This window comes from Streptomyces sp. NPDC051578 (assembly GCF_044454045.1).
Classification (GTDB): Bacteria; Actinomycetota; Actinomycetes; order Streptomycetales; family Streptomycetaceae; genus Streptomyces.
The window spans coordinates 383,642-405,190 of record NZ_JBITDH010000005.1; the positions used below are offsets into that span (position 1 = coordinate 383,642).

A 21,549-nucleotide genomic window follows, 5' to 3' on the forward strand; every position below is an offset into this window, starting at 1 on the left:
CGCGGAACAACGCGGCCGGTCGCGTCGGTTTCCCCGTACCTGACCACGAGGGGGCTTGATTTGGCAACCGCTTGGCAAGAAATTGACAAGCTTGTCAGGGTCTTCCTATGCTCCGGGCCAACGCACACAGGGGGCTGCCATGCAGATGAACTTCGCCGGTCAGGCGCAGATCCGCCGAGCCATTCACGGGGCGCGCAGTGAGGTGCTGCTGGCGGTGCCGGGGGAGGGGCCGCTGGAGGACCAGGTCGATGTCACGGCCGCGCACGGTATGACCGGAAGCGCGGGTGTGAGCGTGAAGATGTACGTCCCGGCAGCCGCACGCGGGACCGACAGGCTGCCGGAGCGCCAGCTGGCCGCGCTGGCGAGGCGAGGGGTCGAAATCCACTCCACACCCGGCCGCAGCCCGCGCATGGTGATCATCGACCGGTCCGTGGTCGTCCTGGCGCGGAACGAGGAGGACTACAGCGAGGGCGCTCTCATCGGTCACAGCCTGCCCTTCACGCCGATGCTGGTGCACTCGCTGACGGCATCCGCCCCCAACGGCCCCGAGGACAGGCCGGTGCCCGAAGAAGCGCTGACCGCGCTGGACCGGGAGGTGCTGCGACAGCTGGCACTCGGCACCAAGGACGAGACCGCCGCCCGGGAGATGGGCCTGGCCCTGCGTACATACCGGCGGATGGTGGCCCGGCTCATGGACTCCCTCGACGCCCGCAGCCGCTTCCAGGCCGGGTACCTGGCGGGCCAGCGCGGCCTGCTCCAGTAGCCGCGACGCGAACGGCGCCCGCCGGTCAGAGGATCAGGCCCACCACGAGGAAGCCGCCCACCAGCGCGACCAGCGGGGCCACCACCGGCTTGCACCCACCTTCCTCGCGGCGCCCCGGCCACGCGCCGGCCACGGCGGCGGCGACCAGCCACGGACCGCAGAGCAGCGCGACGTATGGGATCCCCAAGTGCGGGGGCCGTCCCGCCACGACCTGCCCGCCGCCGAAACCGGCGATGACGGCGGCGAAGACGTGGGCCGGCAACGCGCAACGCAGCCGGGGGAGGCCGGGCAGGACGTCGCCGGCTGCCCACCACAGCGTCACCAGCGCGGCGGCGAGGAGGGTCACCGCACCCGCGCAACCCCACACGCCCCCCATCACGTGGTCCGCGCCCCGGCCCGGGACCCGGCACCAGCGTCGGCGGCCGGGCCGATTCCGCGCGCGTGCAGCGCGACACACGTACCGCAGCACAGCAGCCCGGCCAGTCGCCTCCGCAGCCTCCGCACCAGCCTCGACGGCATCACGGAGCCACCTCCGCCGGTACGCCTTCCGGCTGCCGGGACCGGGCCGCCTCGGTCATCGCCCGCGCGACCTTGCGGTTCGAGGTCATCGTCAGGCTGATCAGCGTGCTGGACGCCAGGAACACCGCACCCACCAGGTACGGGGCACGCAGCCCCGCCACGCTCGCCAGCCAGCCGCCCAACAGCGCACCGACCGGCGCGGCGCCCAACGACATCAGCCGCCCGGCGGCGGCGACCCGGCCCATGAGTGCGTCCGGCACGATCGACTGCCTCACCGTCGCGGACAGCACGATGGTGGCGCCGAGGGCGCCGGCCCGCGCGGCCATGGCGAAGCCCACCAGCCAGGGCCCGCCGGAAAGGCCGATCGCGGCCTGCGCCGCGGTCAGGACGGCCGCGGTGAGGATCAGGGCGCGTCCGGTGCCCAGGCGGTCGCTCAGCCAGCCGCACGCCATGCTGCCCAGGAATCCCCCGATGGCCTCGGAGGTGAGGAGGATGCCGTACCCCGTCGCTCCCAAGTGGAGCTTCTCCTGCGCGAACAGGACGAAGACCGCAGCGCCCGCGCTGAAGGCGAAGTTGCCGAGCGCCGGACGCAGCGAGAGACCGAGCAGCAGCGGGTCCCGCAGCAGGTACACCGCCCCCTCGCGCGCGTCCTTGAGGAGGGAGCGCTCGGGCGCCGGGGGCTTGGGCGGGGCCGCCGGGAGCGAGCGGATCACCAGCGAGCTGAGGAGGAACGACAGCGCGTCGATGAGCAGTGGCACGGTGCGGCCCAGGTTGAACAGGGCGGCTCCGGCCGGGGGGCCGGCGAAGCCGTCGAGTACGTCCATGGTGCCGCGCAGCCGGGCATTGGCGCGCTTGAGCAGAGCGGGGTCCCGGTCCAGAACCTCGGGCAGGAACGCGGAGGCAGCGCTGTCGAAGAGGATCTGGCCGATCCCGAGCAGGAACGCGAGCGCGATCAGCAGTGGCACCCCGAGCCAGCCCGCCGCCGCTCCCGCCACCGCCGCCACGAGGAGCGTGCCCCGGGCCGCGTCCGTGAGGTACATGATGCGCCGCCGGTCCCAGCGGTCGACCAGCGCGCCGCCGATCAGGCCGAACAGGAGCCACGGGAGCAGGGCGGCCGCGGTGACGACGGAGAGCAGGACGGGATCCTGGGTCAGGGTCGCGGCGAGAAGCGGCAGCGCGGTCAGGTAGACCCCGTCGCCGAAGGACGACACGCCTGAGGCGAGCCACAGCCGGCGGAACGCCTTCGGCATGGGCGACGTGCTGGGCAAGCTGCACTCCATTCATGTGGGTCTTCCGGGCAGAGACGCGGGTCGGCCGGGTCGACGCGCGTCGAGCAGGGATCAGGCGGTGGCCGGTCGGGCGGACGGCAGCAGCCGCACGCCCGTGTCCGCGGAGAAGAGGGCTCCCGGCGCCGGCCGGCCCGTACCCGCGGCCGCCAGACGGGCGGCGCCGACCGCGACGGCGCCCCCGCTGACGATGACCGGTGCGATGTCCTGCGCACGCATCCGTACGACGTCATCGGCGAGCGCGGCGCACGCGGCCCCGTCGAGCCGCCCCCCTGGGCCAGGGTGGAGGTCCCTACGCCGATGACGACGCAATCCGGGCCGCTGCCGGGCGACATGGGGTTCCCCTCTCTTGCCGGGTGCTCACAGGGTGTGCGGCGGGCGCCGCCGGACCGACGGCCGTACGGGCGGTCACGGCAGGTCCCCGAGGTGCCGGGCGACCACGCGGCCGATCTCCGGGAGAGGGCCCTGCACCGTCATCGCGCCATGGGCGCAGTCGACCTCGTGGACTTCGCTGCCGCCGGCGACGTGCGGCGTCCACACGGGCGCCGGATCGTCCGGTGGCGTCGACCGGGGCCCGGAAGAAGACCATCGAGCCGTCGAACACGCCGGATTCGAAGGTTCCGGACAGGTCCGTCCACGCATTCCCGTGCCAGGGCGGCGAACCCCTCCACGGTGAACAGCGGGCGCCGCTCACCACCCGTACGCAGCGGCAGGAGCACCGCGAGTGAATCCCCGGAGCCCTCCCGGCCCGGCCGAGCGGGCCGGCATGGCCACGATCGGTGCCTCGAACAGCGCCCGGACCGGCAGCTCGCAGTCGAACGCCGTACGGGTACGGTTGATCAGCCCGGGTCGCGAGCAGCGAATGACCGCCCAGCCTGTCCGGCACCACGACGGCAGCCGAGGTCATGTACTCGGGCAGCCGGCGGGCCGCCGGGCCAAGGCGTCGACGTCCGCCTCGCCGTCGCCGGCCAGGCAGACCGCCAGTCGCTCGTCACCGGGCCGGTCCTCTCGGGCGATGACCGCGCCCTGCCGGATGCCGGGGTCCCCGGCCAGGACGGACTCGACCTCCGGCAGTTCGATGCGGAACCCGTGGGTCTTCACCCGGGTGTCGGCGCGGCCGACGAAATCGAGCAGACCGTCCGCGGCCCGGCGGACCCGGTCGCCCGTCCGGTACATCCGTGCACCGGGCGGCCTGTGGCCGGTCAGTGCGGATCGCGGGATCCTGCGGACAGCGGGATGCAGCGGCAGGCAGCCCGCCCCCGTCTTGAGGACGGCGAGGAGTGCGACGACCAGTTCGGCCCTGCGGTCCATCAGGACCAGCACAAGCGCCGCCTGTTCCCGGAGGGCGCCGGCACCGAGCCCACGATCATCGTCTCTGACTCCTGCAGCAGACGATTGCCGTCGCTGCGACGGGCGTACAGAGGGGGATCAGGCGGTTCGGTCCAGCTGGGCCGCCAGGCTGCGCGGTCGCATGTCGGTCCAGGTGGCGTTGATGTGCTCCACGCAGGACGCCCGGTCCGATACGCCGAAGGTCACCGTCCAGCCCTGCGGAACCTCCGCGAACTCGGGCCACAGGGAATGCTGGCCCTCATCGTTGACCAGAACGCGGAAACGGCCGTCGGGGTCGTCGAAAGGATTCGCCACGGTTGAGATCTCCTCGGGATAGTGAAGGGCGGAGAGCGGTCACTTCACGCCGAGCGTGAGGCCATGCTCGTAGGGCAGTCCGCCGATGGTCTGCACGCCGGTGAAGCCGACCTGGCTCAGCCACGCCTCGTAATCCCGAGCCGGGTAGGCCATGCCCTGGCCGCTGGCAAGGACGTTGAAGTAGAGGCCGAGACGGGCACCGAAGATGCCGGTGGTCTCGTCGTCGGAGACGTTGTATCCGTAGACGAATACCTTTCCGCCCTCGGGGAGGGCGTCGTACGCCTTCTTCATCAGGCCGAGGATCTGGTCCTCGGAGAAGATCTCCAGGACGTGGCTGAAGAGAACCGCGTCGCTGCCGAGCGGGAACTCGTCGTTGAAGATGTCACCGGGGTGGAGTTCCACCCGGTCCGCGAGGACGGCGGTGGCCTTCTCCTCGCCGAGCTTGGAGACGCTCGGCATGTCGAAGACGGTGGAGCTGAGGTCCTGGTGGCGGGCGACCAGACGGGCGGAGGTGGTCCCGTCTCCACCGCCGATGTCGAGCAGCCTGCGCACCGACTCGAACTCGGGGCGTTCCACGAGCGCGTCGAGGGACTGCAGGGTGAACGCGCTCATCGCGCGGTGGAAGACCGCCTCCAGCTCCGGATTGCGCGAAAGGCGCTGGTAGAGGGTCGGCTCGTCACCGGGGTAGGCGTCGAGGGCCGTGTTCGTACCGGCCTTGAGTGCCTTGGTCATGTGGGCGAAGGCCGGGTAGTAGACCTCCTTCCAGCCCACGATGATGTGGCCCCAGCTGTCCTCCGCGTCCGAGGCGAGCAGGTCCTGCGCCACGGCGGAGTTGAAGTAGTTCCCGTTCTCACGGCGCAGCAGGCCGGTCGTGCACACCGCCTGCAGCAGGACGCGCAGCTGGTGCTGCGGCATGTCGGTGAACTCACGGATGTCCTTGGGGGTGGAACCGGGATTGTCCGCGAGGAAGTGGAAGATCCTCAGCTCGACCGCCGTGGCGACCGCGTTGAACAGCGCCGGGGCATTCACCAGGAACTGAAAACGCTCGAAAACCGGGTCGCCGTGGTGCAAGGTGTCCATTTTGCCTGTCACTTTCCGTTGCGTCTGCCGGGCTCTGGCTGGGTCGAGTCCCTGGCCGACGACGAACCTAGCCGGGGAGGCGAGGCGTTGCCGGATGAGTGGCAAATAATTGCCATCCGTCGTGGAGGGTGTCCGGTCACCCAGTAGCGTTCCGGCGGGAGCGGCCGGAGAGCCGGGATACAGGAAATGAGGGACCGTGCAACTGAACAGCTTTGACGAGTGGTCACCCTTGAAGGAGGTGATCGTCGGCTCTGCCAGGAACTACGTGTCGCACGAACGGGAGCTGTCGTTCGACCTCTTCTTCCACGACAACCTGGCCCTGGACAACTCGTCCCGCTCCGAGTGGTATTACCCGCGGCTGTCCGCGCGCGGGGACGAGCCGCGCGGGCCGGGCGACGGGCGGGTGCCGATCAAGGAACGCTACGTCGACGAACTGAACGAGGACCTGGAGGAGCTCGCCGGCGTGCTCCGCTCGCTGTCGGTGAAGGTCCTGCGGCCGTGCGACCTCGAGGCGCAGACCAACGAGGTCCGCACGCCCGGCTGGTCCGCCTCGGTGGTCCCGCCGCTGAACGTGCGTGACAACACCCTGATCGTGGGTGACGAGATCATCGAGACCCCGCCGATGATCCGCTCACGGTACTTCGAGACGCAGTTCCTCAAGCCCGTCTTCCAGGACTACTTCCGGCAGGGGGCCCGCTGGACGGTCATGCCCCGCCCGATGATGACCGACGCGTCCTTCGACCTGTCGTACGTACGGACCAGCACAGCGGGAGGACCCACCGAGCCCATCACCGACCCGCAGCCGTCGCCGTACGACGTGGGTCTGGAGATGATGTTCGACGGGGCGCAGTGCCTGCGGCTCGGCCGGGACATCGTGGCCAACATCGCGACGGCCAACCACGCTCTGGCCGTCGACTGGCTGGAACGGCACTTGGAGGGCCGGTTCCGGATCCACCGGGTGCACCAGCTCAGCGACAGCCACATCGACAGCATGGTGCTCGCGCTGCGGCCCGGGACCCTGCTGGTCCGCTCGAAGGAGGTGGCCGAGAAGCTGCCGGAGCTGCTGCGCAAGTGGGACCTGATCGTGGCGCCCCGGCCGACGGTCGACAACTTCCCCCGCTACGAGGACGACGACCTCATCCTGACCAGCCCCTTCATCGACCTGAACGTACTCTCCGTCGGCCCCGACACGGTGCTGGTGAACGAGGCGTGCCCCGAGCTGATCCGGCTGCTGGAGTCGCACAAGTTCACCGTCGTGCCCGTCCGGCACCGGCATCGCCGGCTGTTCGGCGGCGGGTTCCACTGCTTCACCCTCGACACCGTGCGCGAGGGCGGAGCCGAGGACTACCTCGGCTGAGGAGGGAGCGCCGCAGGGGCGGCGCCACTCGCCGACGAGTACGTCGGCGAGCCGCCCGCGCCCGGCAGTTCCTCAGCGGGCCTCCCATCGCGGAGCGCGCTTCTCGGCGAAGGCCGCCGGTCCCTCGACCGCGTCCCTGCTGTGCATCCGCCGCTCCTCCCACGGGTAGCGGGTCGCGAACGCCTGCTCCAGCGGCATCGTCGCGGACTTCGTGGCCGCCTCCTTCATCGCCCGGACCGAGAGCGGAGCGCAGCGTACGAGGTCGGCCACCCAGCCTTCGACGCACGCCTCGAAACCGTCGGCGGAGGCGACCTCGTTGACCAGACCGAGTTCGTAGGCCCGGCGGGCATCCATCGGGCGACCCGTGAGGAGGTGTCCCATCGCCGTCTTCCAAGGCAGCTGCCGGGTCAGCCGGAACACCCCTCCGGCGCCCGCCATGAGGCCGAGCTTGGCCTCGGGCAGGGCGAAGGAGGCGTCCTCGCAAGCGATGACGATGTCGCAGGCCAGGGCCAGTTCGAAGCCACCTCCCAGTGCGTATCCCCGCACGGCGGCGACGACCGGCTTGGCCAGGTCGAACCGTTCGGTCAACCGGGGCCAGCCCGGCTTGCCGCGGCTGCCGAAGGTGGCGGGGGCGGCGGTGCCCGCGCGGTCCCGGCCGGCCAGTTCCTTCAAGTCCTGACCGACGGAGAATGCCCGCTCGCCGGCGCCGGTGAGTACCGCCACCCGCATGTCGTCGTCACCCTCGAAATCGTCCCAGATTTCAGCGAGCTCCGCGTGCATCGACAGGTTCATCGCATTGAGGACCTCGGGCCTGTCGAGCGTGATCCGGGCAACGTGGTCATTCTTCTCGTACCGCACCGCTGAATGTTTTGGCATGGAAGTATTGTAACCTCAGGGAGCAAGTGTGAAATTGACAGCAAATCCGCCGAGGATAACGGGAATCGGGACTGCTGTACCCAAGACTTCCTACACGCAGCAGGAGATGCTCGACGAGTTCGGAATCACCGATCCGCGCGTGCGCTCGATATTCCTGAACAGTGCCATCGAGCGCCGCGGTCTGACCCTGCCGCCACTGCTGCCGGACGGTTCCCGGGCCATGGAGACACAGGGCGAACTCCTGCAGAAGCACCGGGTCAACGGCCTCGCCATGGGCCGGGAGGCGATCGAGGCGTGCCTCAAGGACGCGGGCGCCTCCCTGGAGGACATCCGCTACCTGTGCTGCACGACGACCACGGGCCTGCTCACACCCGGTTTCTCCGCGCTCCTCATCAAGGAGCTGGGTCTGGACGTGCACACCTCCCGCCTCGACGTCGTGGGAATGGGCTGCAACGCGGGACTCAACGCCCTCACCGCCGTGGCCTCCTGGGCCAACTCGCACCCGGGTGAACTCGCGGTGCTGGTGTGCATCGAGGCCTGCTCGGCGGCGTACGTCTTCGACGGCACGATGCGTTCATCCGTGGTCAACAGCCTCTTCGGGGACGGCTCCGGCGCGGTCGCGGTCATGGCGCCCGCGGTGGCCGAGGCGGACTCGCGGCCCCTCGCGGCCGTGGCACCCGCCGCCTCCCCGGCACCCACCGAGGACGCCGCACCCGTCGAACGGGCCGCGCCCGCCGGCTCGGATCCCGCCCTGCTGAGGTTCTCCAGCTGCATCATTCCCGAGGCCGTGGGCGCCATGCGCTACGACTGGGACGACGCCCACGGAAAATTCAGCTTCTATCTCGATCCGGAAGTCCCTTACGTGGTCGGAGCCCACGCGGAAATCGCACTTGACCGGCTCCTCGAGGGCACGGGCCTCGGCCGGTCCGACATCGCCCACTGGGTCATCCACTCGGGCGGAAAGAAAGTGATCGACGCGGTCCGGGCCAACCTCGGGCTCAGCCGGCACGACGTACGGCACACGACCGGGGTCCTGCGCGACCACGGAAACGTATCCAGCGGATCGTTCCTCTTCTCCTACGAACGGCTGCGTGCCGAGGGCGTCACCGCCCCCGGTGAATTCGGTGTCTTTATGACCATGGGGCCGGGATCGACCATCGAAATGGCCCTGGTCTCCTGGTGACGGAAGGAATTACTGCACTCATGAACAGCAATATCGCGGAGATCGACGCGGCCCGCCCCCTGGACGAGCTGACCGCCACCGTCCAGGCCCTGTGCGACGAGGTCGAGTCCTCCCGCGCGAAGACCGCCGTGGTCCTGCGGCTCGTCGGCGCAGGCGAGAACCGGCAGTGGCCCGGGGACGTCAGCGTTTCGGCCGTCAACCGCTGGGAGCGGGCCGTCCGCCGCCTGGAGAAGCTCGACGCGATCACCGTCGCCGTGGCTGCGGAGAGTTGCGCCGGCCCGGCCCTGGACCTGCTCCTCGCCACCGACTTCCGGATCGGCGCCACCGGGCTGCGACTCGTGCTGCCGGTCAACGACGGCCACTTCTGGCCCGGCATGGCGCTGTACCGGCTCGTCCGTCACCTGGGCGCGCAGCGGGCCCGGCAGATCGTTATGTGGGGCGCGGACATCACGCTGGGCAGGGCGGTGGGCCTGGGCCTGATCGACGAGGTCGGCGACGGCATCGAGGAGGCCCTCGCCACCGCGACCGCCCTCACCGGCCGTCTGTCGAACCGCGAGACCGCGCTGCGCCGCCAGTTGATCGCCGAAGCCGTCTCCGCCGAGTACGACGAGGCCCTCGGTCTCCACCTCGCCGCCTGCGACCGCGAACTGCGCCGACTTCGGGCGGCGGCGGGAGCCGGGCGCACCGAGAGCCCCGAGCCCACGGACGAGGCGTCGGCCGCGGTCGTCGCGGACACTGCACCGCAGCTGACCGGAGCCGTCGCATGACCACCGCCGTCGCACCCGGGACCGCACCCCTGTGGTCCGCCCCCGCCCCCCGCTTCGGCGGCGTCCTCGCGGACGACGCACAGACCCTTGCGGCGTTCGCCGCCGCCGGGGAGGAACTGCTCGCCGCCCTGCCGTCCAGACCCCTTCGCGACGAGGGGCAGGACGCGCTCGCGCAGAGCGTGTTCACCGCGTGCCGTGCGGCCCGCCGCTCCTTCCTGACCCTGCACGTCGAGGCCGTGTACGACGATCTGACCGAGGGGCGCAAGCGCCACGAGCGCCTGACCGGGCTGCTCGACGCGGCGGCCCTGCGCTTCCCCGGACTGGTACCCAGCGGTGATCAGATGGCGGCCGAAGGCGCCTGCATCCAGGCCGAGAAGGAGGGCCGGGAGATCGACCAGGCGATCTTCTGCGCCGCGGTGCTGCGCTCGCAGACCGCGGGACCGCATCTCATCGACGCCATGCTCATGCCCAGCCCCCGGGCCCTGGAGCTCCTCGACGGGTTCCGTGCCACGGGACGGGCCGAGCTGGAACGGGTGCTGGTCGAACGGGTCGGCGAGGCGGCCCACGTGACGTTCCGCAACGCCCACTGCCTCAACGCCGAGGACAACAGCCTGATCGCCGACCTGGAGACGGCGGTGGACCTGGTGCTGCTCGACGACCGGGTACGTGTCGGCGTCCTGCGCGGCGGAGAGGTGGACCACCCCCGCTACGAGGGCCGCCGGGTCTTCAGCGCCGGCATCAACCTCAAGGACCTGCGCAACGGGGACATCTCGTTCACCGGCTTCCTGCTGGGCCGGGAGCTGGGCTACATCAACAAGATGTACCGCGGTCTGCTGACCGACCCCGGGGCAGCCGCCTGGGCGGAGCGGACCGTGCAGAAGCCCTGGATCGGCGCCGTGGACACCTTCGCCATCGGCGGCGGCATGCAGTTGCTGCTCGTCCTCGACCGGGTCATCGCCGAGGAGGGCGCCTATCTCAGCCTGCCCGCCGCCGAGGAAGGGATCGTGCCGGGCCTCGGGAACCTGCGGCTGAGCCGGCTGACCGGCGCCCGCACGGCCCGCCAGGTCATCCTCGGCGGCCGTCGCATCACCACGGACGACCCCGACGTACACCTGGTCTGCGACCGGGTCGTGCCCGCACAGGAGATGGACGCGGCCGTCGAGAGCGCCGTACGGGAACTCAGCGGTCCCGCCGTCGCGGCCAACCGGCGCATGCTGGGACTCACGGAGGAGCCGCTGGACCTGTACCGCACCTACCTGGCCGAGTTCGCGGTGGTCCAGGCCGCCCGCTCGTACAGCGAGGACGTCCTCGCCAAGGTCGAGCGGCGCTGGCAGCGTTCACAGGAGCGGGGCTGAGCCGCATGGTGGAAATCGACCCCTCCCGGCTGCACGGATCGCTGCGCGCGCCCGTGCTGGGATCGCTCAGCTTCCTCAACGAGGTGATGGGGCGCTTCCCCGAAGCGATCTCCTTCGCGCCGGGCGCTCCGCACCCCGAGACCCTCCCCGGAGCGGACCTCCAGCGCTACACGGACCGCTACCTCGCCCACCTGCGGGAGCGGGGGACCAGCCCCGAGCGGGCCCGCCGCACCCTCTACGAATACGGGCCCAGCCGCGGCCTCGTCAACGACGTGGTCAGCGAGGCGCTGTGGCGGGACCACCGCATCGGCTGCGCACCCGAGGAACTCGTCATCACGGTGGGCGCCCAGGAGGCGATGCTCCTGGTCCTGCGTGCGCTCTTCGCCTCGGCCGACGACCTGCTGGCCGTCGCCAACCCGTGCTTCGTGGGCATCACGGGGGCGGCCCGGCTGCTGGACATCGACGTCGTCCCGGTCGACGAGACCGAGCAGGGCATCGATCTCGACCGCCTCGCACAGGAGTGCCGGGCGGCGCGACGGCAAGGACGCGCCATCCGCGCCCTGTACGTCGCTCCGGACTTCTCCAACCCGGGGGGCACCAGGATGTCCCTCGAATGCCGCCGGGGGCTCCTCGACCTGGCGGAACGGGAGGACTTCCACGTCCTGGAGGACAACGCCTACGGGTTCACGGCCGGGGCGGGCACCGAACTCCCGCCGCTCAAGGCACTCGACACCCGCCGCCGGGTGATCCACATCGGGACGTTCGCCAAGGTCGCCTTCCCGGGCGCCCGCGTCGGCTACGTCGTGGCCGACCAGCGCGTGGGGTCCGGGTCGGGCGGCACGCGGCCGCTCGCCGCCGAGCTCGCAGCCCTCAAGACGATGGTCACCGTCAACACCTCCCCCCTCGCGCAGGCGGTCATCGCCGGGATGCTGCTCGAACACGGCGGTTCCCTGGTCGAACTCAGCCGCCGCAAGGCCGTGCTGTACCAGCGCAACCTGACGGCACTGACGGAGGCCCTCGAGCACGAGCTCGGCGGCGGCCGGGTGCCGCCCGGGATCCGGTGGAACCGGCCGGAAGGCGGGTTCTTCATCCGCGTCCACCTGCCGGTGCGCGCCGACACCCGGCTGCTGGAGGTGTCGGCGGCGAAGTACGGCGTGCTGTGGACGCCGATGGACCAGTTCTACCTCGACGGCGCGGGCGACACCCAGATGCGGCTCTCATGCAGCTATCTCGACCGCGGGCAGATCGAGGAAGGCGTGCGGCGACTCGCCGCTTTTCTGACGAAGGAGATCCGGGGATGATCCAGACCGATTCGCACCCGACCGTGCGGCACAACGCCTTCGACCCGCCGTCCGAACTCGCCAAGTACCGCGAGAACGAACCCGTCCGGCGGATGCGCTACCCCGACGGCCACATCGGCTGGCTGGTCACCAGCCACGCCCTGGGCCGCAAGCTCCTGGCCGACCAGCGTTTCAGCGCCCGCTCGGAATTCAAGCGCGCCCCCGTGTCGCGGCCGGGGGCCGACCCTTTCTACGGGGCCCCCGCCCTGCCGGGCTGGCTGGTCGACATGGACCCCCCTGAGCACACCAGGCTCCGTCAGCAGCTGGCCGGCAAGTTCACCGCCCGTCGCATGCGGGAGATGCGCCCGCAGATCGAGCGCATCGTCGAAGAGCTGCTGGACGCCATGGCCGAGCGCGGTGGCCCCCTCGACCTCGTCGAGGCGTTCGCCCTGCCGGTGCCCTCCCTGATGATCTGCGAGCTGCTGGGTGTCCCGTACAGCGAGCGCGCCGAGTTCCAGCGCAACAGCGAGATCCTCTTCAGCCTCAACGCGACGGCCGCCGAGGCGTCCGAGGCGATGGACCGTTTGTACGGGTTCCTGCGCGGGCTCGCGGCGAGCGACGGCGCCCGTACGGCTGACGGGCTGCTGGCCATGCTGGCCGCGGACGGCACGCTCGACGCCGAGGAGATCGCCGGGGTCGGCGTCCTGCTTCTGACGGCCGGACATGAATCCACCTCCAGTTCACTGAGCCTGAGCACCCTGGCCCTGCTGGCCCACCCGGACCAGCTCGCGGTGTTCCGTGACGACCCCGCCCTCACCGACAACGCCGTCGAGGAACTGCTGCGCTACCTCTCGGTCTTCCACTTCGGTGTGCCGCGCACGCCGCTGGAGGACGTGGAGTTCGAGGGCCACCTCTTCCGGCGGGGTGAGTCGATCACCGTGTCGATCCCGGCGGCCAACCGCGATCCGGCCTGGTTCGAGGACCCGGACCGGCTGGACTTCACCCGCAAGACGGCCGGCCACATGGCTTTCGGCTACGGCATCCACCAGTGCCTCGGCCAGAACCTGGTCCGCATGGAGATGCGCACCGCCCTGCCCGCGCTGTTCCGGCGCTTCCCCACCCTCGCCCTGGCCGTTCCGCCCGATGAGGTCCCGCTCGCCGCGGACATGAGCGTCTACGGCGTCCACCGCCTTCCGGTCACCTGGTAAGGACCCACCCACCCATGCACATCACCATCGAGCACGACGCCTGCGTCGGATCCGGGCAGTGCGCCCTGGCCGTACCCGAGGTCTTCGACCAGGACGACGAGGACGGCACCGTCGTCCTCCTCGACGACCGGCCGCCCCACGACCTGCACGAAGCCGTGCACGAGGCCGCGGGACTCTGCCCCGTCCAGGCCATCCTCACCGCCGCCGCGGCCGACACCACGCCCTGATCACCGCCCGCCCCACCGAAGGACCCCCCATGAAGCTCAACAGCTACGACGAATGGTCTTCGCTCAAGGAGGTCATCGTCGGCTCCGCCGACAACTACGCCCAGCGCGTGCGCGACCTCACCTTCGACATGTTCATCAGCGACAACCTCACCGGCGCCCGGGGCTACTACCCGAGCATCCGGGTCTCCGAGGACGGCGCGACCACGGAGTCACCGGAGCGCGTTGCCTTCCGCCAGCGCCTGGCCGACGAACTCGTCGAGGACGTCGAAGGGATGGCCGACACCCTGCGGTCGCTCGGCATCACGGTGCACCGGCCGCTCGCGCCGGAGAAGTTCGACCGGGGCGTGACCACCCCGTTCTGGTCCGCGCCCGTCACGCCGCCGCTCAACGTCCGCGACAACACGCTGATCCTCGGCGACGAGATCATCGAGACCCCTCCGATGCTCCGGGCACGCTACTTCGAGACGAAGTTCCTCTCCCAGATCTTCCAGGACTACTTCCTCCGGGGCGCGCGCTGGACCACCATGCCCCGCCCCGTCATGACCGACAACTCCTTCGACCCCGGGAACGTGGCCACCGCCGCCCCCAACGTGGAAGTGCCGCTCGAACCCCGGCCCTCCCCGTACGACGTCGGCCTGGAGATGCTGATCGACGGGGCGAACGCCCTGCGCTTCGGACGCGACGTGATCGTCAACATCTCCAACGCCAACCACGCGCTGGCCGTCGACTGGCTGGAACGGCACCTCGAAGGCCGCTTCCGCATCCACCGCATGCACAAGCTCACACAGAGCCACATCGACAGCGTCATCGTCGCCCTGCGACCGGGCACCTTGCTGCTGCGCTCGGAGGGGGTCCGCGACTACCTCCCCGAGGGGCTGCGCAACTGGGACGTCATCGTGGCGCCCACGCCGGCGCTGGAGGACTACCCGCAGTACGAGGGCGGCGACCCCATTCCGCCGAGCCCCTACATCGACCTGAACCTGCTGTCGGTCGACGAGTCGACCGTCATGGTCAACGACGCGTGCAAGACGCTCATCCGCACGTTGGAAGACCACAAGTTCACGGTCGTCCCGGTCCGCCACCGGCACCGCAGGCTCTTCGGCGGCGGCTTCCACTGCTTCACCCTCGACACGGTCCGCGCCGGCGGCGCCGAGGACTACCTCGGCTGACGCCCAGGCTGCCCGTCCGCGGCCTCGCCCCCGCACCGGTGGCTCCGCACGGCCGCCCGCAGCACCCGTACAGCGAAAAGAAGAACGAGGAGCATGTTCATGTCTACGTCCACCGTCATAGGCGGGACCCGGTCCGAGCTGATATCCGCCTACGAGCGGGACGGTTCCTGCGCCCTGCCCTACCGGTTCGACGGCGAGTCGGTCGAGCTGCTGCGCCGGCGGGTGGCGGACATCAGCGCCCGGCGCCGGCCCGAGGTGGTGCACGAGAAGGACAGCGACGTCGTCCGGGCCATCCACGGCTGCCACGAGTTCGACGACGTGTGCGCGGCGCTCGTGCGCCACCCGGTGCTCGTGGAACTGGCCGAGACGCTGATCGGCGGCCCGGTCTACGTGTACCAGTTCAAGGTCAACCTCAAGCAGGCCCGTGAGGGAGCGGCCTGGCCGTGGCACCAGGACTACGCGTTCTGGAGCGAGGAGGACGCGATGCCGCGTCCCGACGCGGTGAACTTCGCGATCCCGCTGGACGACGTGCACGAGGAGAACGGCCCCCTGGTCGTGATCCCCGGTTCGCACACCATGGGCCTGTTCGACCTGCCCGACAAGTCGGCGGACTCCGCCTCGGACTGGCGCCGGCACGTGTCCAACGACCTCGCCTACACGGTCGGCGCCGACCGGGCGGACCGGCTGATCGCCCAGAACGGCACGTCGACGATCCTGGGCGCGGCGGGCTCACTGCACGCCTTCCACCCGAGCATCGTGCACTCCTCGTCGAACAACCGCTCCGCCGACCGGCGAGCCCTCCTGCTGATCACCTACAACGCGGTCGCCAACGCCCCCGCCAACCCCACCCGGCCGGCCTTCCTCGTCGGCCGGGACACCACGCCGATCACCGCCCTCCACGACGAGCGGCTGGGCTTGCTGCCCGCATCCGAACCGGTCTGAACCGGCCGCGCCGCACACCGCAGAACGCCTCCAGGGCCCGGCGAGGAGCCGGGCCCTGGAGGCGTTCTGCGGTGTGCTCCCGGAGGGAGGCTTCCTACCGCCCGCTGTTCTCGGCGACCGTCCGCCAGACCTCGGCGGCGAGGTCCGGCATGTTGGCCGTCTGCACCTTCGCCGCGAGGTCGGTGAGGCGGCGCCGGGCGTCGGGGTCGCCGGCGTACATGGCGAGGAGGCCTTCCAGCACTTCGTAGCGGACCTGGTCCCGGTACGACAGGAGGGAGGCGCCCTCCTTGGCCCGGGCGGCCAGTTCGGTGGCCCGATCGATGTCGCCCTGGTGGAACGCCAGCTTGGCTTTCAGGAACAGCAGCTCCTGGAGGTGGCGGGCCGTTCCGGTGAGTTCCAGCGCGGGCTCGACGCTGTCCAGGTAGGACTGGGCGTCGTCGAGCCGGGCCGGCATGGCCTGGATGGACAGGGACGCGGCGGCCAGCCGCAGCCTGATCCACAGCATGAGGTCGTCGCGGCTGTCGATGGCGGCCAGGGCCTCCATCAGGCGTGCGAGCGCCCGCGGATGGTTCCCCTGGCGCGTGCTGACGGTGGCCGCCGTCCAGTACGCCTCGGCCGCCAGCGTCCCGCGCGTGGATTCCAGCGCCTCGCAGACCTCGTCGCTGAGCCGGGCCGCTTCGGCCAGGTCGCCCAGTTCGGCTTCGGCCGAGACGAGGACGAGCTTGCTGCGGACGCGGTCGGAGGCGGAGATGCGCAAGTGGTGCTGCTCGCTCAGGGCGAGTGCTTCGCGCACCGCTTGCCGGGCGGCGCCCGCGTCACCGACGTCACGGGCGCAGCGGGCCATCCAGATCCGGGCGCGGACCTGGAGCGCGGGGCGGCCCAGCTCCTCGCCGAGCGCGGTGAGCTCGGTCAGGGCGTCGCGCTGCGCCGGGGAATCGCCCACGACCTCGTACACGCGCCCGAGCTGGGTCAGTCCGTGCCAGCGGGTCATGGGGTCCGAGCCCGGGTCGCTGCGCAGGGCTTCGGAGAGGATCCGACCGGTCTCGGCGTCGAGTTCGCGCTCGGAGAGGGAGGCGATGGTGGCCACCACGTCCGCCAGGCTGTCCTCGGGCTGCTCCGCGAGGGTGCGCAGCGGGACGCCGAGCTTTTCCGAGAGGTAGGCGACGGCCCGGTCGGTGGGCCTGCGTGCGCCGGACTCAAGACGCGAGAGGTACGTCGCGGACATGCCCGGGCCTGTCAGATCGGCTTGCGATTTGCCCTGCTGCTGCCGCAGTTGCCGCAAGCGACGGCCGAATCCTGGCTGCTCCAGCAAAGTCCGCTCCTGTGTGGAGATCAACCGAGTGTCCAACACCTGGCGTCCAGCGCCAGGAGGGGGTGGACCAAAACGGCCCACCCCCTCATGATTCCACCTCGGGCCAAGGTTGGTCAAGCCTTGCCCAAATTTGGCAACTCACTGCCGACGTGAGTCGGAGTCAGCAGCTCCTGCCCCGCGCTACGGCCAGTCGATGACCGGTGAAGCCTCGGTCGAGGAGCCTGCGGAAGCCGCGGGCCAGTCTATGGCAGCCGTGACGACCACCTTCTCGGTCGGCGCCGGCGCCTGGGCCGCCGCGGCCGTGCCGCCACCGAGCAGCAGCAGGGCCGAGGCGGCGGCTGCGGCGAGTCCGGCTGTTCCGGCGGCGGCGATCTGGGTGATCTTCACAGTGTATTTCCTTCGCGTATGCGGACAGTCCACCTCGATGGACATGGCTGCATCCATCGGAAGGTCGCGCACGGTCGAACCTTGTGGGCGCAGGACGACCATAGAATCCCGTCATCTTCTTTGGCAATAGCTAGACAAGGTCCGGCAATATCGGCAGGGTCCCTGTGGACCCCTCCGAGCTGGGGTTTTGCTGCGGAGTGGACGATGAGGCGAGGTCGGACCGCGACCCCTGCGAGCCCGCTATAGGCCGGATCTTGCCAACTTGGGCGGCGGGATGCGGAAGCTGTTTCAGCCGCGCCGCGCGGGCTCCCGGACGAGCTGACGTACATGGACCGACCAGACCAGCGCCGCGGCCACGGCGACCGAGGCGACCGCCGTCGACATCCCGGCGTGGATCCCGAAGCGCACGGTCACCGCGCTGGCCACCAGCGCTCCCAGCGGGACCCCCAGGCCCGAGGAGAGCATCCGGCGCGTGGTGTTCACCCGGCCCTGCAGCTCCGTCGGCGTGACCTCCTGGGAGTAGGTCATCGTGTTGACGAGCACCACCAGGTAGGCCGATCCCCATACCGCGAGGGCCACCACGGCGACCCGCCAGTCGTGGGAGAACACCACCACCAGACCGAGCAGCGAACCCGCCGGCAGCGCCAGCAGGAGGATCCGGAAGGCGTCGAGCCGTCGCCGGATCCGGGGCAGGAGCAGCGACCCGCCGATCCCGCCGGCGCTCCACGCCGCGTAGAGGAATCCGATCCGCGCGTCCGAGCCGTGGATCCCGAGCCCGCGGTCGGCGTAGACGACCATCTGGCCGACGATCGCCCCGCCGGCGAAGGACTGCAGCGTGCCGACCACGGTCATGGTGCGCAGCACCGGGTGCCCCCACAGGAACCGCAACCCCTCACTGACGGACTCCTTGAAACCGGGGCGGCGCGCGGCCGGAGCGCCACTGCGGGGCTTGCGGGCGACGGCCCGGACGAGGATCGCGGAGGCGATGAAGGAGACGGCGTCGACCACGACGGAATCCGCCGGGCTCAACAAGACCATCAGGCCGCCGGCGACCGCGGTGCCGGTGATCCGCACGATGGACTCCGCGCCGTAGATCAGGCCGTTGGCCTGGGCGAGGTTCTCCTTGCCCACCGTCTCCGGGACGAACCCGTACACCCCCGCGTCGAAGAACAGCGCCAGGCTGGACGACAGCAGCGCCACGACGATCACCTGGGCGCCCGTCAGCACCCCGAGGGCGGCGGCCACCGGGATGGTCGCCAGACAGAGGGCGTTCAGAGTGTCGGCGGCCACCATGAGCCGGCGGCGGTCGACCCGGTCGGCCACGACCCCGGCCACCAGCCCGAACAGCAGGTACGGCAGGGTTCCCGCGGCCGCGACCAGAGACACCAGCAGCGGGGACCGCGTCTGCTGGTACGTGAGGACGGGGAGCACGACCGTGGTGACGGCCGAGCCCAGTCCGGAGATCGTCCGGGAAAGGAAGAAGAAGCGGAAACCCCTCAGTTTCCTGAGGGGTTGTGGGGTCGAATTCGCGGGATCGTCGATGGTCTGCTGCTCTGCACTCGAAGACATAGTGGTTTATAGGCAGACCTCGACAGACGGGTCAACCCACGCCCGGAACGGATTCTGATTTCCTTTCGGGCAGCCGCGCGAGGACGGCGGGGATTGCACCGGGATGCACCACGCACAGCCGCCGGGTCGCCCTCGTGAGCGCCACGTACAAGTCGCCCGGACCGCGTGCCGACGCGTCCAGCATTCCCTGCGGATCGACCAGCAGGACCGAATCGAACTCCAGCCCCTTGGCCTGACGCGGGCCGAGCACCACCGTCCGCCGGTCCAGGTCCGGCTCGGGCCCCCAGGAGGCGTCGGGAACGGTCTTGCACACCGCCGCCGCCAGCCGCTCCAGGTCCCCGGCCGGCACGATCACCGCGAACCGCCCCGAGCCGACGGCCGAAGCCTCCCGGCCGGCGAGTTCGGCCACGCGGGCCGCCAGGGCACCGGGGGACACCTGCTCGCGCCACGGTTCCTCGCCGGCCGTGCGCACCGCCCGCGCGCCCTCCAGCTCGGGGTGGATCGCCGCCAGGACGTCATCGGCTGCGGACACGATCTCGGCAGGAGTACGGTAGTTGACGCTCAGCCGCTCGAACCGCCATCGGTCGCCGAAGTGCGGCTGGAGGGCCTCGCGCCACGACACCGAACCGGCGGCGTCCCCGGTCTGCGCCACATCGCCGACCACGGTGAACGAACGTGACGGACACCGGCGCACCAGCAACCGCCACGCCATCGCCGACAGTTCCTGCGCCTCGTCGACGATCACGTGGCCGAAGGCCCAGGAACGGTCACCCGCCGCCCGCTCCGCGACCGTCGTGACCGCCGCCTCCCGATAGCCCGCGGCCAGCCGCCCGGCGTCCACCAGGTCCGCCACCGTGAGCCTCTCCGCGCCGTCCCCCGCCTCGTCCTCCACGGCCCGGGAACCGCGTGCGATGTCGATCACCCCTTGCGCGTACTCGACCTCCTCGGCCCGTTCGCCGGCCAGCCGGTCCAGTGCGGCGCCGTGGTCGAAGCCGAGCAGTTCCGCGGCCTCGTCCAGCAGCGGCACGTCGGCAGGTGTCCACGGGCTCGCGGGCCGGCGCGACAGCAGCGCCCGCTCCTCGGGCCGCAGCCACGGCGCCGCCGCGCCCAGTGCCTCCTCGTCCGCGTAGAGCTCCTCCAGCAACCGCTCCGGCGTGATCACCGGCCACAGCCGCTCCAGCAGGCGCAGCATGCCGGGATCCCCCGGCAGCTCGGCCAGCCAGTGCTGCTCCGCATCGGCCAGCTCGTCCAGCGCCTGCTGCGCGAGGTCCACTTGTGGCGCGTGCGGGCCGAAGACGGAGGCCAGGTCGCCGGCCACGGCACGATCGAGCCCGGCGGAGTCGATCCGGTCGGACAGGTCCTCCTCGAAGCGCTCCTCGATGTCGGCGATGACCTTCGCCAGCCGCCGGGCCACCTCGGCGATCACCGCTCGGCAGAAGGCGGGCCTGGCCAGGTTGTGCGGCAGCCGCGTGCTGCGTGCGGCGTCGGCCGTTTCCCGGAGCCAGCGCCGCCCGAGCGTCAGGACTTCCCCGCCCAGCCGGGCCCGTACCGGGGCTGCCACCTCGGCCTGCCGGGCGCGGACCGCGGCCTCCAGCATCCGCGCCATCTCCGGCCGGCCCTTGAGCTCGGCCGCGGCTTCGCACTCGACCGCGGTGGCGGTCACACCTGGATACAGCTCGCCCACCGCGCGCAGCAGCACGCTGGTCTCGCCGAGACCCGGCAGCACCTGGCTGATGTAGCTGCGGAAGACCGTGCTGGGGCCGACCACCAGGACACCGCGGTCGTTCAGGCGCGGGGCCGTGTACAGCAGGTACGCCGCCCGGTGCAGGGCGACCACGGTCTTGCCGGTTCCGGGACCGCCCTGCACCACCAGCACGCCGGAGTGCGGGGAGCGGATGATCCGGTCCTGTTCGGCCTGCAAGGTCGCCACGATGTCGCGCATCCGGCCGGTGCGGTCCGCGGCCAGCACCGCCAGCAGGGCCGCCTCACCAGTCAGTTCGACGCCCGCGGCACCCGGGGCGGAGGCGTCCAGCAGCTCGTCGTCGAGCCGGGTCACGGTGCGGTCCTTGGTGTGCAGGTGCCGCCGTCGCAGCACCCCCTGCGGGGCGGCCGGGGTAGCGGTGTAGAACGGCCGGGAGGCGGGGGCGCGCCAGTCGATGAGCAGCGGGTCGTCCTCCGGCCGCTCTCCGCGCACGCCGATGCGGCCCAAGTAGCGGCGTTCCCCGTCGCTCAGGTCGAGCCGGCCGAAGCAGAGCCGGTTCTCCGCCGCGTCGAGTGAGGTCAGCTGCCGGTTCAGCTGCTCCACCGTGCTCTGCCGCTCGATCCGGGACTGGGCCGTCCCCGCGCCCCCCTGGGCGAGCGTCTCGGCGAGCCGGTCCCCCAGCTCCGCCCGGCGGGCGTCGACCCGGGCGTGGAGCACGTCCAGGAACGACTGTTCGCGATCGAGTTCGCAGCCGTCGGACTCCACTGGCGGTACGGCGGTCACATCTGCTCCACATCCTGGGTACCGGGGACTGCGGAGGGACGGGTTCCTCCGGTCTTGATTCTCCTCGCGCACGTCGCCGCGATGGTCGCCTGGCAACAAATGGCCACTTCCTTTCTGGTCCGTGGGACGCCGGATAGCGT

Annotated in this window: 22 protein-coding genes; 10 read left to right on the plus strand and 12 right to left on the minus strand. The window is 70.9% G+C overall.

All coding sequences use genetic code 11. The features are described 5' to 3' along the window. Positions 1-139 precede the first annotated feature (139 nt). Entirely contained in the window at positions 140-763 is a 624-nt protein-coding gene (locus ACIA6C_RS23410) for a hypothetical protein (RefSeq protein WP_399278595.1), read from the plus strand. Between the two features lie 25 nt (positions 764-788). Here ACIA6C_RS23410 and ACIA6C_RS23415 read toward each other — a convergent pair whose 3' ends face one another. From ACIA6C_RS23415 to ACIA6C_RS23445, 7 genes are all read right to left on the minus strand, one after another. Further along, positions 789-1,109 carry a hypothetical protein gene (locus tag ACIA6C_RS23415; RefSeq protein ID WP_399278597.1) on the minus strand — a complete coding sequence of 107 codons (321 nt, stop codon included), beginning with the start codon at positions 1,107-1,109 and terminating at the stop codon, positions 789-791. Positions 1,110-1,281: 172 nt separating this feature from the next. Continuing rightward, positions 1,282-2,550 carry an MFS transporter gene (locus ACIA6C_RS23420; protein WP_399278599.1) on the minus strand — a complete coding sequence of 423 codons (1,269 nt, stop codon included), beginning with the start codon at positions 2,548-2,550 and terminating at the stop codon, positions 1,282-1,284. Positions 2,551-2,622: 72 nt separating this feature from the next. Further along, positions 2,623-2,787, minus strand: a complete 165-nt coding sequence (locus ACIA6C_RS23425; RefSeq protein ID WP_399278601.1) for a hypothetical protein — start codon at positions 2,785-2,787, stop codon at positions 2,623-2,625. A gap of 189 nt (positions 2,788-2,976) precedes the next feature. After that, a complete protein-coding gene (locus tag ACIA6C_RS23430; RefSeq protein WP_399278603.1) occupies positions 2,977-3,108 on the minus strand; it encodes a hypothetical protein in 132 nt (43 codons plus the stop codon). A 363-nt stretch (positions 3,109-3,471) separates the two neighbouring features. After that, positions 3,472-3,879, minus strand: coding sequence for a hypothetical protein (locus ACIA6C_RS23435; protein ID WP_399278605.1), 408 nt, complete (start codon positions 3,877-3,879; stop codon positions 3,472-3,474). Positions 3,880-3,996: 117 nt separating this feature from the next. Further along, positions 3,997-4,212 carry an MbtH family protein gene (locus ACIA6C_RS23440; protein ID WP_399278607.1) on the minus strand — a complete coding sequence of 72 codons (216 nt, stop codon included), beginning with the start codon at positions 4,210-4,212 and terminating at the stop codon, positions 3,997-3,999. A 39-nt stretch (positions 4,213-4,251) separates the two neighbouring features. Further along, a complete protein-coding gene (locus tag ACIA6C_RS23445; protein WP_399278609.1) occupies positions 4,252-5,292 on the minus strand; it encodes a methyltransferase in 1,041 nt (346 codons plus the stop codon). 196 nt (positions 5,293-5,488) lie between these two features. Here ACIA6C_RS23445 and ACIA6C_RS23450 point away from each other — a divergent pair, with 196 nt between their 5' ends. After that, a complete protein-coding gene (locus tag ACIA6C_RS23450; RefSeq protein WP_399278611.1) occupies positions 5,489-6,649 on the plus strand; it encodes a glycine amidinotransferase in 1,161 nt (386 codons plus the stop codon). 72 nt (positions 6,650-6,721) lie between these two features. Here the strand turns inward: ACIA6C_RS23450 and dpgD are convergent, their stop codons facing one another. Then, the gene (gene dpgD / locus ACIA6C_RS23455) at positions 6,722-7,525 is read right to left on the minus strand and encodes an enoyl-CoA-hydratase DpgD (protein ID WP_399278613.1); all 804 of its coding nucleotides are present in this window, start codon (positions 7,523-7,525) and stop codon (positions 6,722-6,724) included. Positions 7,526-7,631: 106 nt separating this feature from the next. Here dpgD and dpgA point away from each other — a divergent pair, with 106 nt between their 5' ends. From dpgA to ACIA6C_RS23495, 8 genes are all read left to right on the plus strand, one after another. Then, complete coding sequence (dpgA, locus tag ACIA6C_RS23460) at positions 7,632-8,708, plus strand: 3,5-dihydroxyphenylacetyl-CoA synthase DpgA (protein WP_399278615.1); 1,077 nt, start codon at positions 7,632-7,634, stop codon at positions 8,706-8,708. A 20-nt stretch (positions 8,709-8,728) separates the two neighbouring features. Then, positions 8,729-9,475, plus strand: a complete 747-nt coding sequence (gene dpgB, locus ACIA6C_RS23465) for an enoyl-CoA-hydratase DpgB (protein WP_399278617.1) — start codon at positions 8,729-8,731, stop codon at positions 9,473-9,475. Then, positions 9,472-10,830 (plus strand): (3,5-dihydroxyphenyl)acetyl-CoA 1,2-dioxygenase DpgC, encoded by a 1,359-nt coding sequence (dpgC, locus tag ACIA6C_RS23470; protein WP_399278619.1) that lies wholly within the window; start codon positions 9,472-9,474, stop codon positions 10,828-10,830. Before dpgB ends, dpgC begins: the two co-directional genes overlap by 4 nt. Before the next feature lie 5 nt (positions 10,831-10,835). Next, the gene (locus tag ACIA6C_RS23475; RefSeq protein WP_399278621.1) at positions 10,836-12,131 is read left to right on the plus strand and encodes a PLP-dependent aminotransferase family protein; all 1,296 of its coding nucleotides are present in this window, start codon (positions 10,836-10,838) and stop codon (positions 12,129-12,131) included. Continuing rightward, complete coding sequence (locus ACIA6C_RS23480) at positions 12,128-13,318, plus strand: cytochrome P450 (RefSeq protein WP_399278623.1); 1,191 nt, start codon at positions 12,128-12,130, stop codon at positions 13,316-13,318. The genes ACIA6C_RS23475 and ACIA6C_RS23480 overlap by 4 nt, the downstream gene beginning before the upstream one ends. A 14-nt stretch (positions 13,319-13,332) precedes the next feature. Continuing rightward, entirely contained in the window at positions 13,333-13,545 is a 213-nt protein-coding gene (locus ACIA6C_RS23485) for a ferredoxin (protein WP_399278625.1), read from the plus strand. Positions 13,546-13,574: 29 nt separating this feature from the next. Next, the gene (locus tag ACIA6C_RS23490; RefSeq protein WP_399278627.1) at positions 13,575-14,714 is read left to right on the plus strand and encodes a glycine amidinotransferase; all 1,140 of its coding nucleotides are present in this window, start codon (positions 13,575-13,577) and stop codon (positions 14,712-14,714) included. Positions 14,715-14,813: 99 nt separating this feature from the next. Next, positions 14,814-15,656, plus strand: a complete 843-nt coding sequence (locus ACIA6C_RS23495; RefSeq protein WP_399278629.1) for a phytanoyl-CoA dioxygenase family protein — start codon at positions 14,814-14,816, stop codon at positions 15,654-15,656. A 94-nt stretch (positions 15,657-15,750) separates the two neighbouring features. Here the strand turns inward: ACIA6C_RS23495 and ACIA6C_RS23500 are convergent, their stop codons facing one another. The 4 genes from ACIA6C_RS23500 to ACIA6C_RS23515 form a co-directional block, all read right to left on the minus strand. Next, positions 15,751-17,049 carry a helix-turn-helix domain-containing protein gene (locus ACIA6C_RS23500; protein WP_399278631.1) on the minus strand — a complete coding sequence of 433 codons (1,299 nt, stop codon included), beginning with the start codon at positions 17,047-17,049 and terminating at the stop codon, positions 15,751-15,753. Between the two features lie 99 nt (positions 17,050-17,148). Next, positions 17,149-17,355 (minus strand): hypothetical protein, encoded by a 207-nt coding sequence (locus ACIA6C_RS23505; RefSeq protein ID WP_399278633.1) that lies wholly within the window; start codon positions 17,353-17,355, stop codon positions 17,149-17,151. 288 nt (positions 17,356-17,643) lie between these two features. Then, on the minus strand, positions 17,644-18,924 hold the full coding sequence (locus tag ACIA6C_RS23510) for an MFS transporter (RefSeq protein WP_399278635.1): 1,281 nt from the start codon (positions 18,922-18,924) through the stop codon (positions 17,644-17,646). 31 nt (positions 18,925-18,955) lie between these two features. Beyond that, the gene (locus ACIA6C_RS23515; protein WP_399278637.1) at positions 18,956-21,409 is read right to left on the minus strand and encodes a HelD family protein; all 2,454 of its coding nucleotides are present in this window, start codon (positions 21,407-21,409) and stop codon (positions 18,956-18,958) included. Positions 21,410-21,549 lie beyond the last annotated feature (140 nt).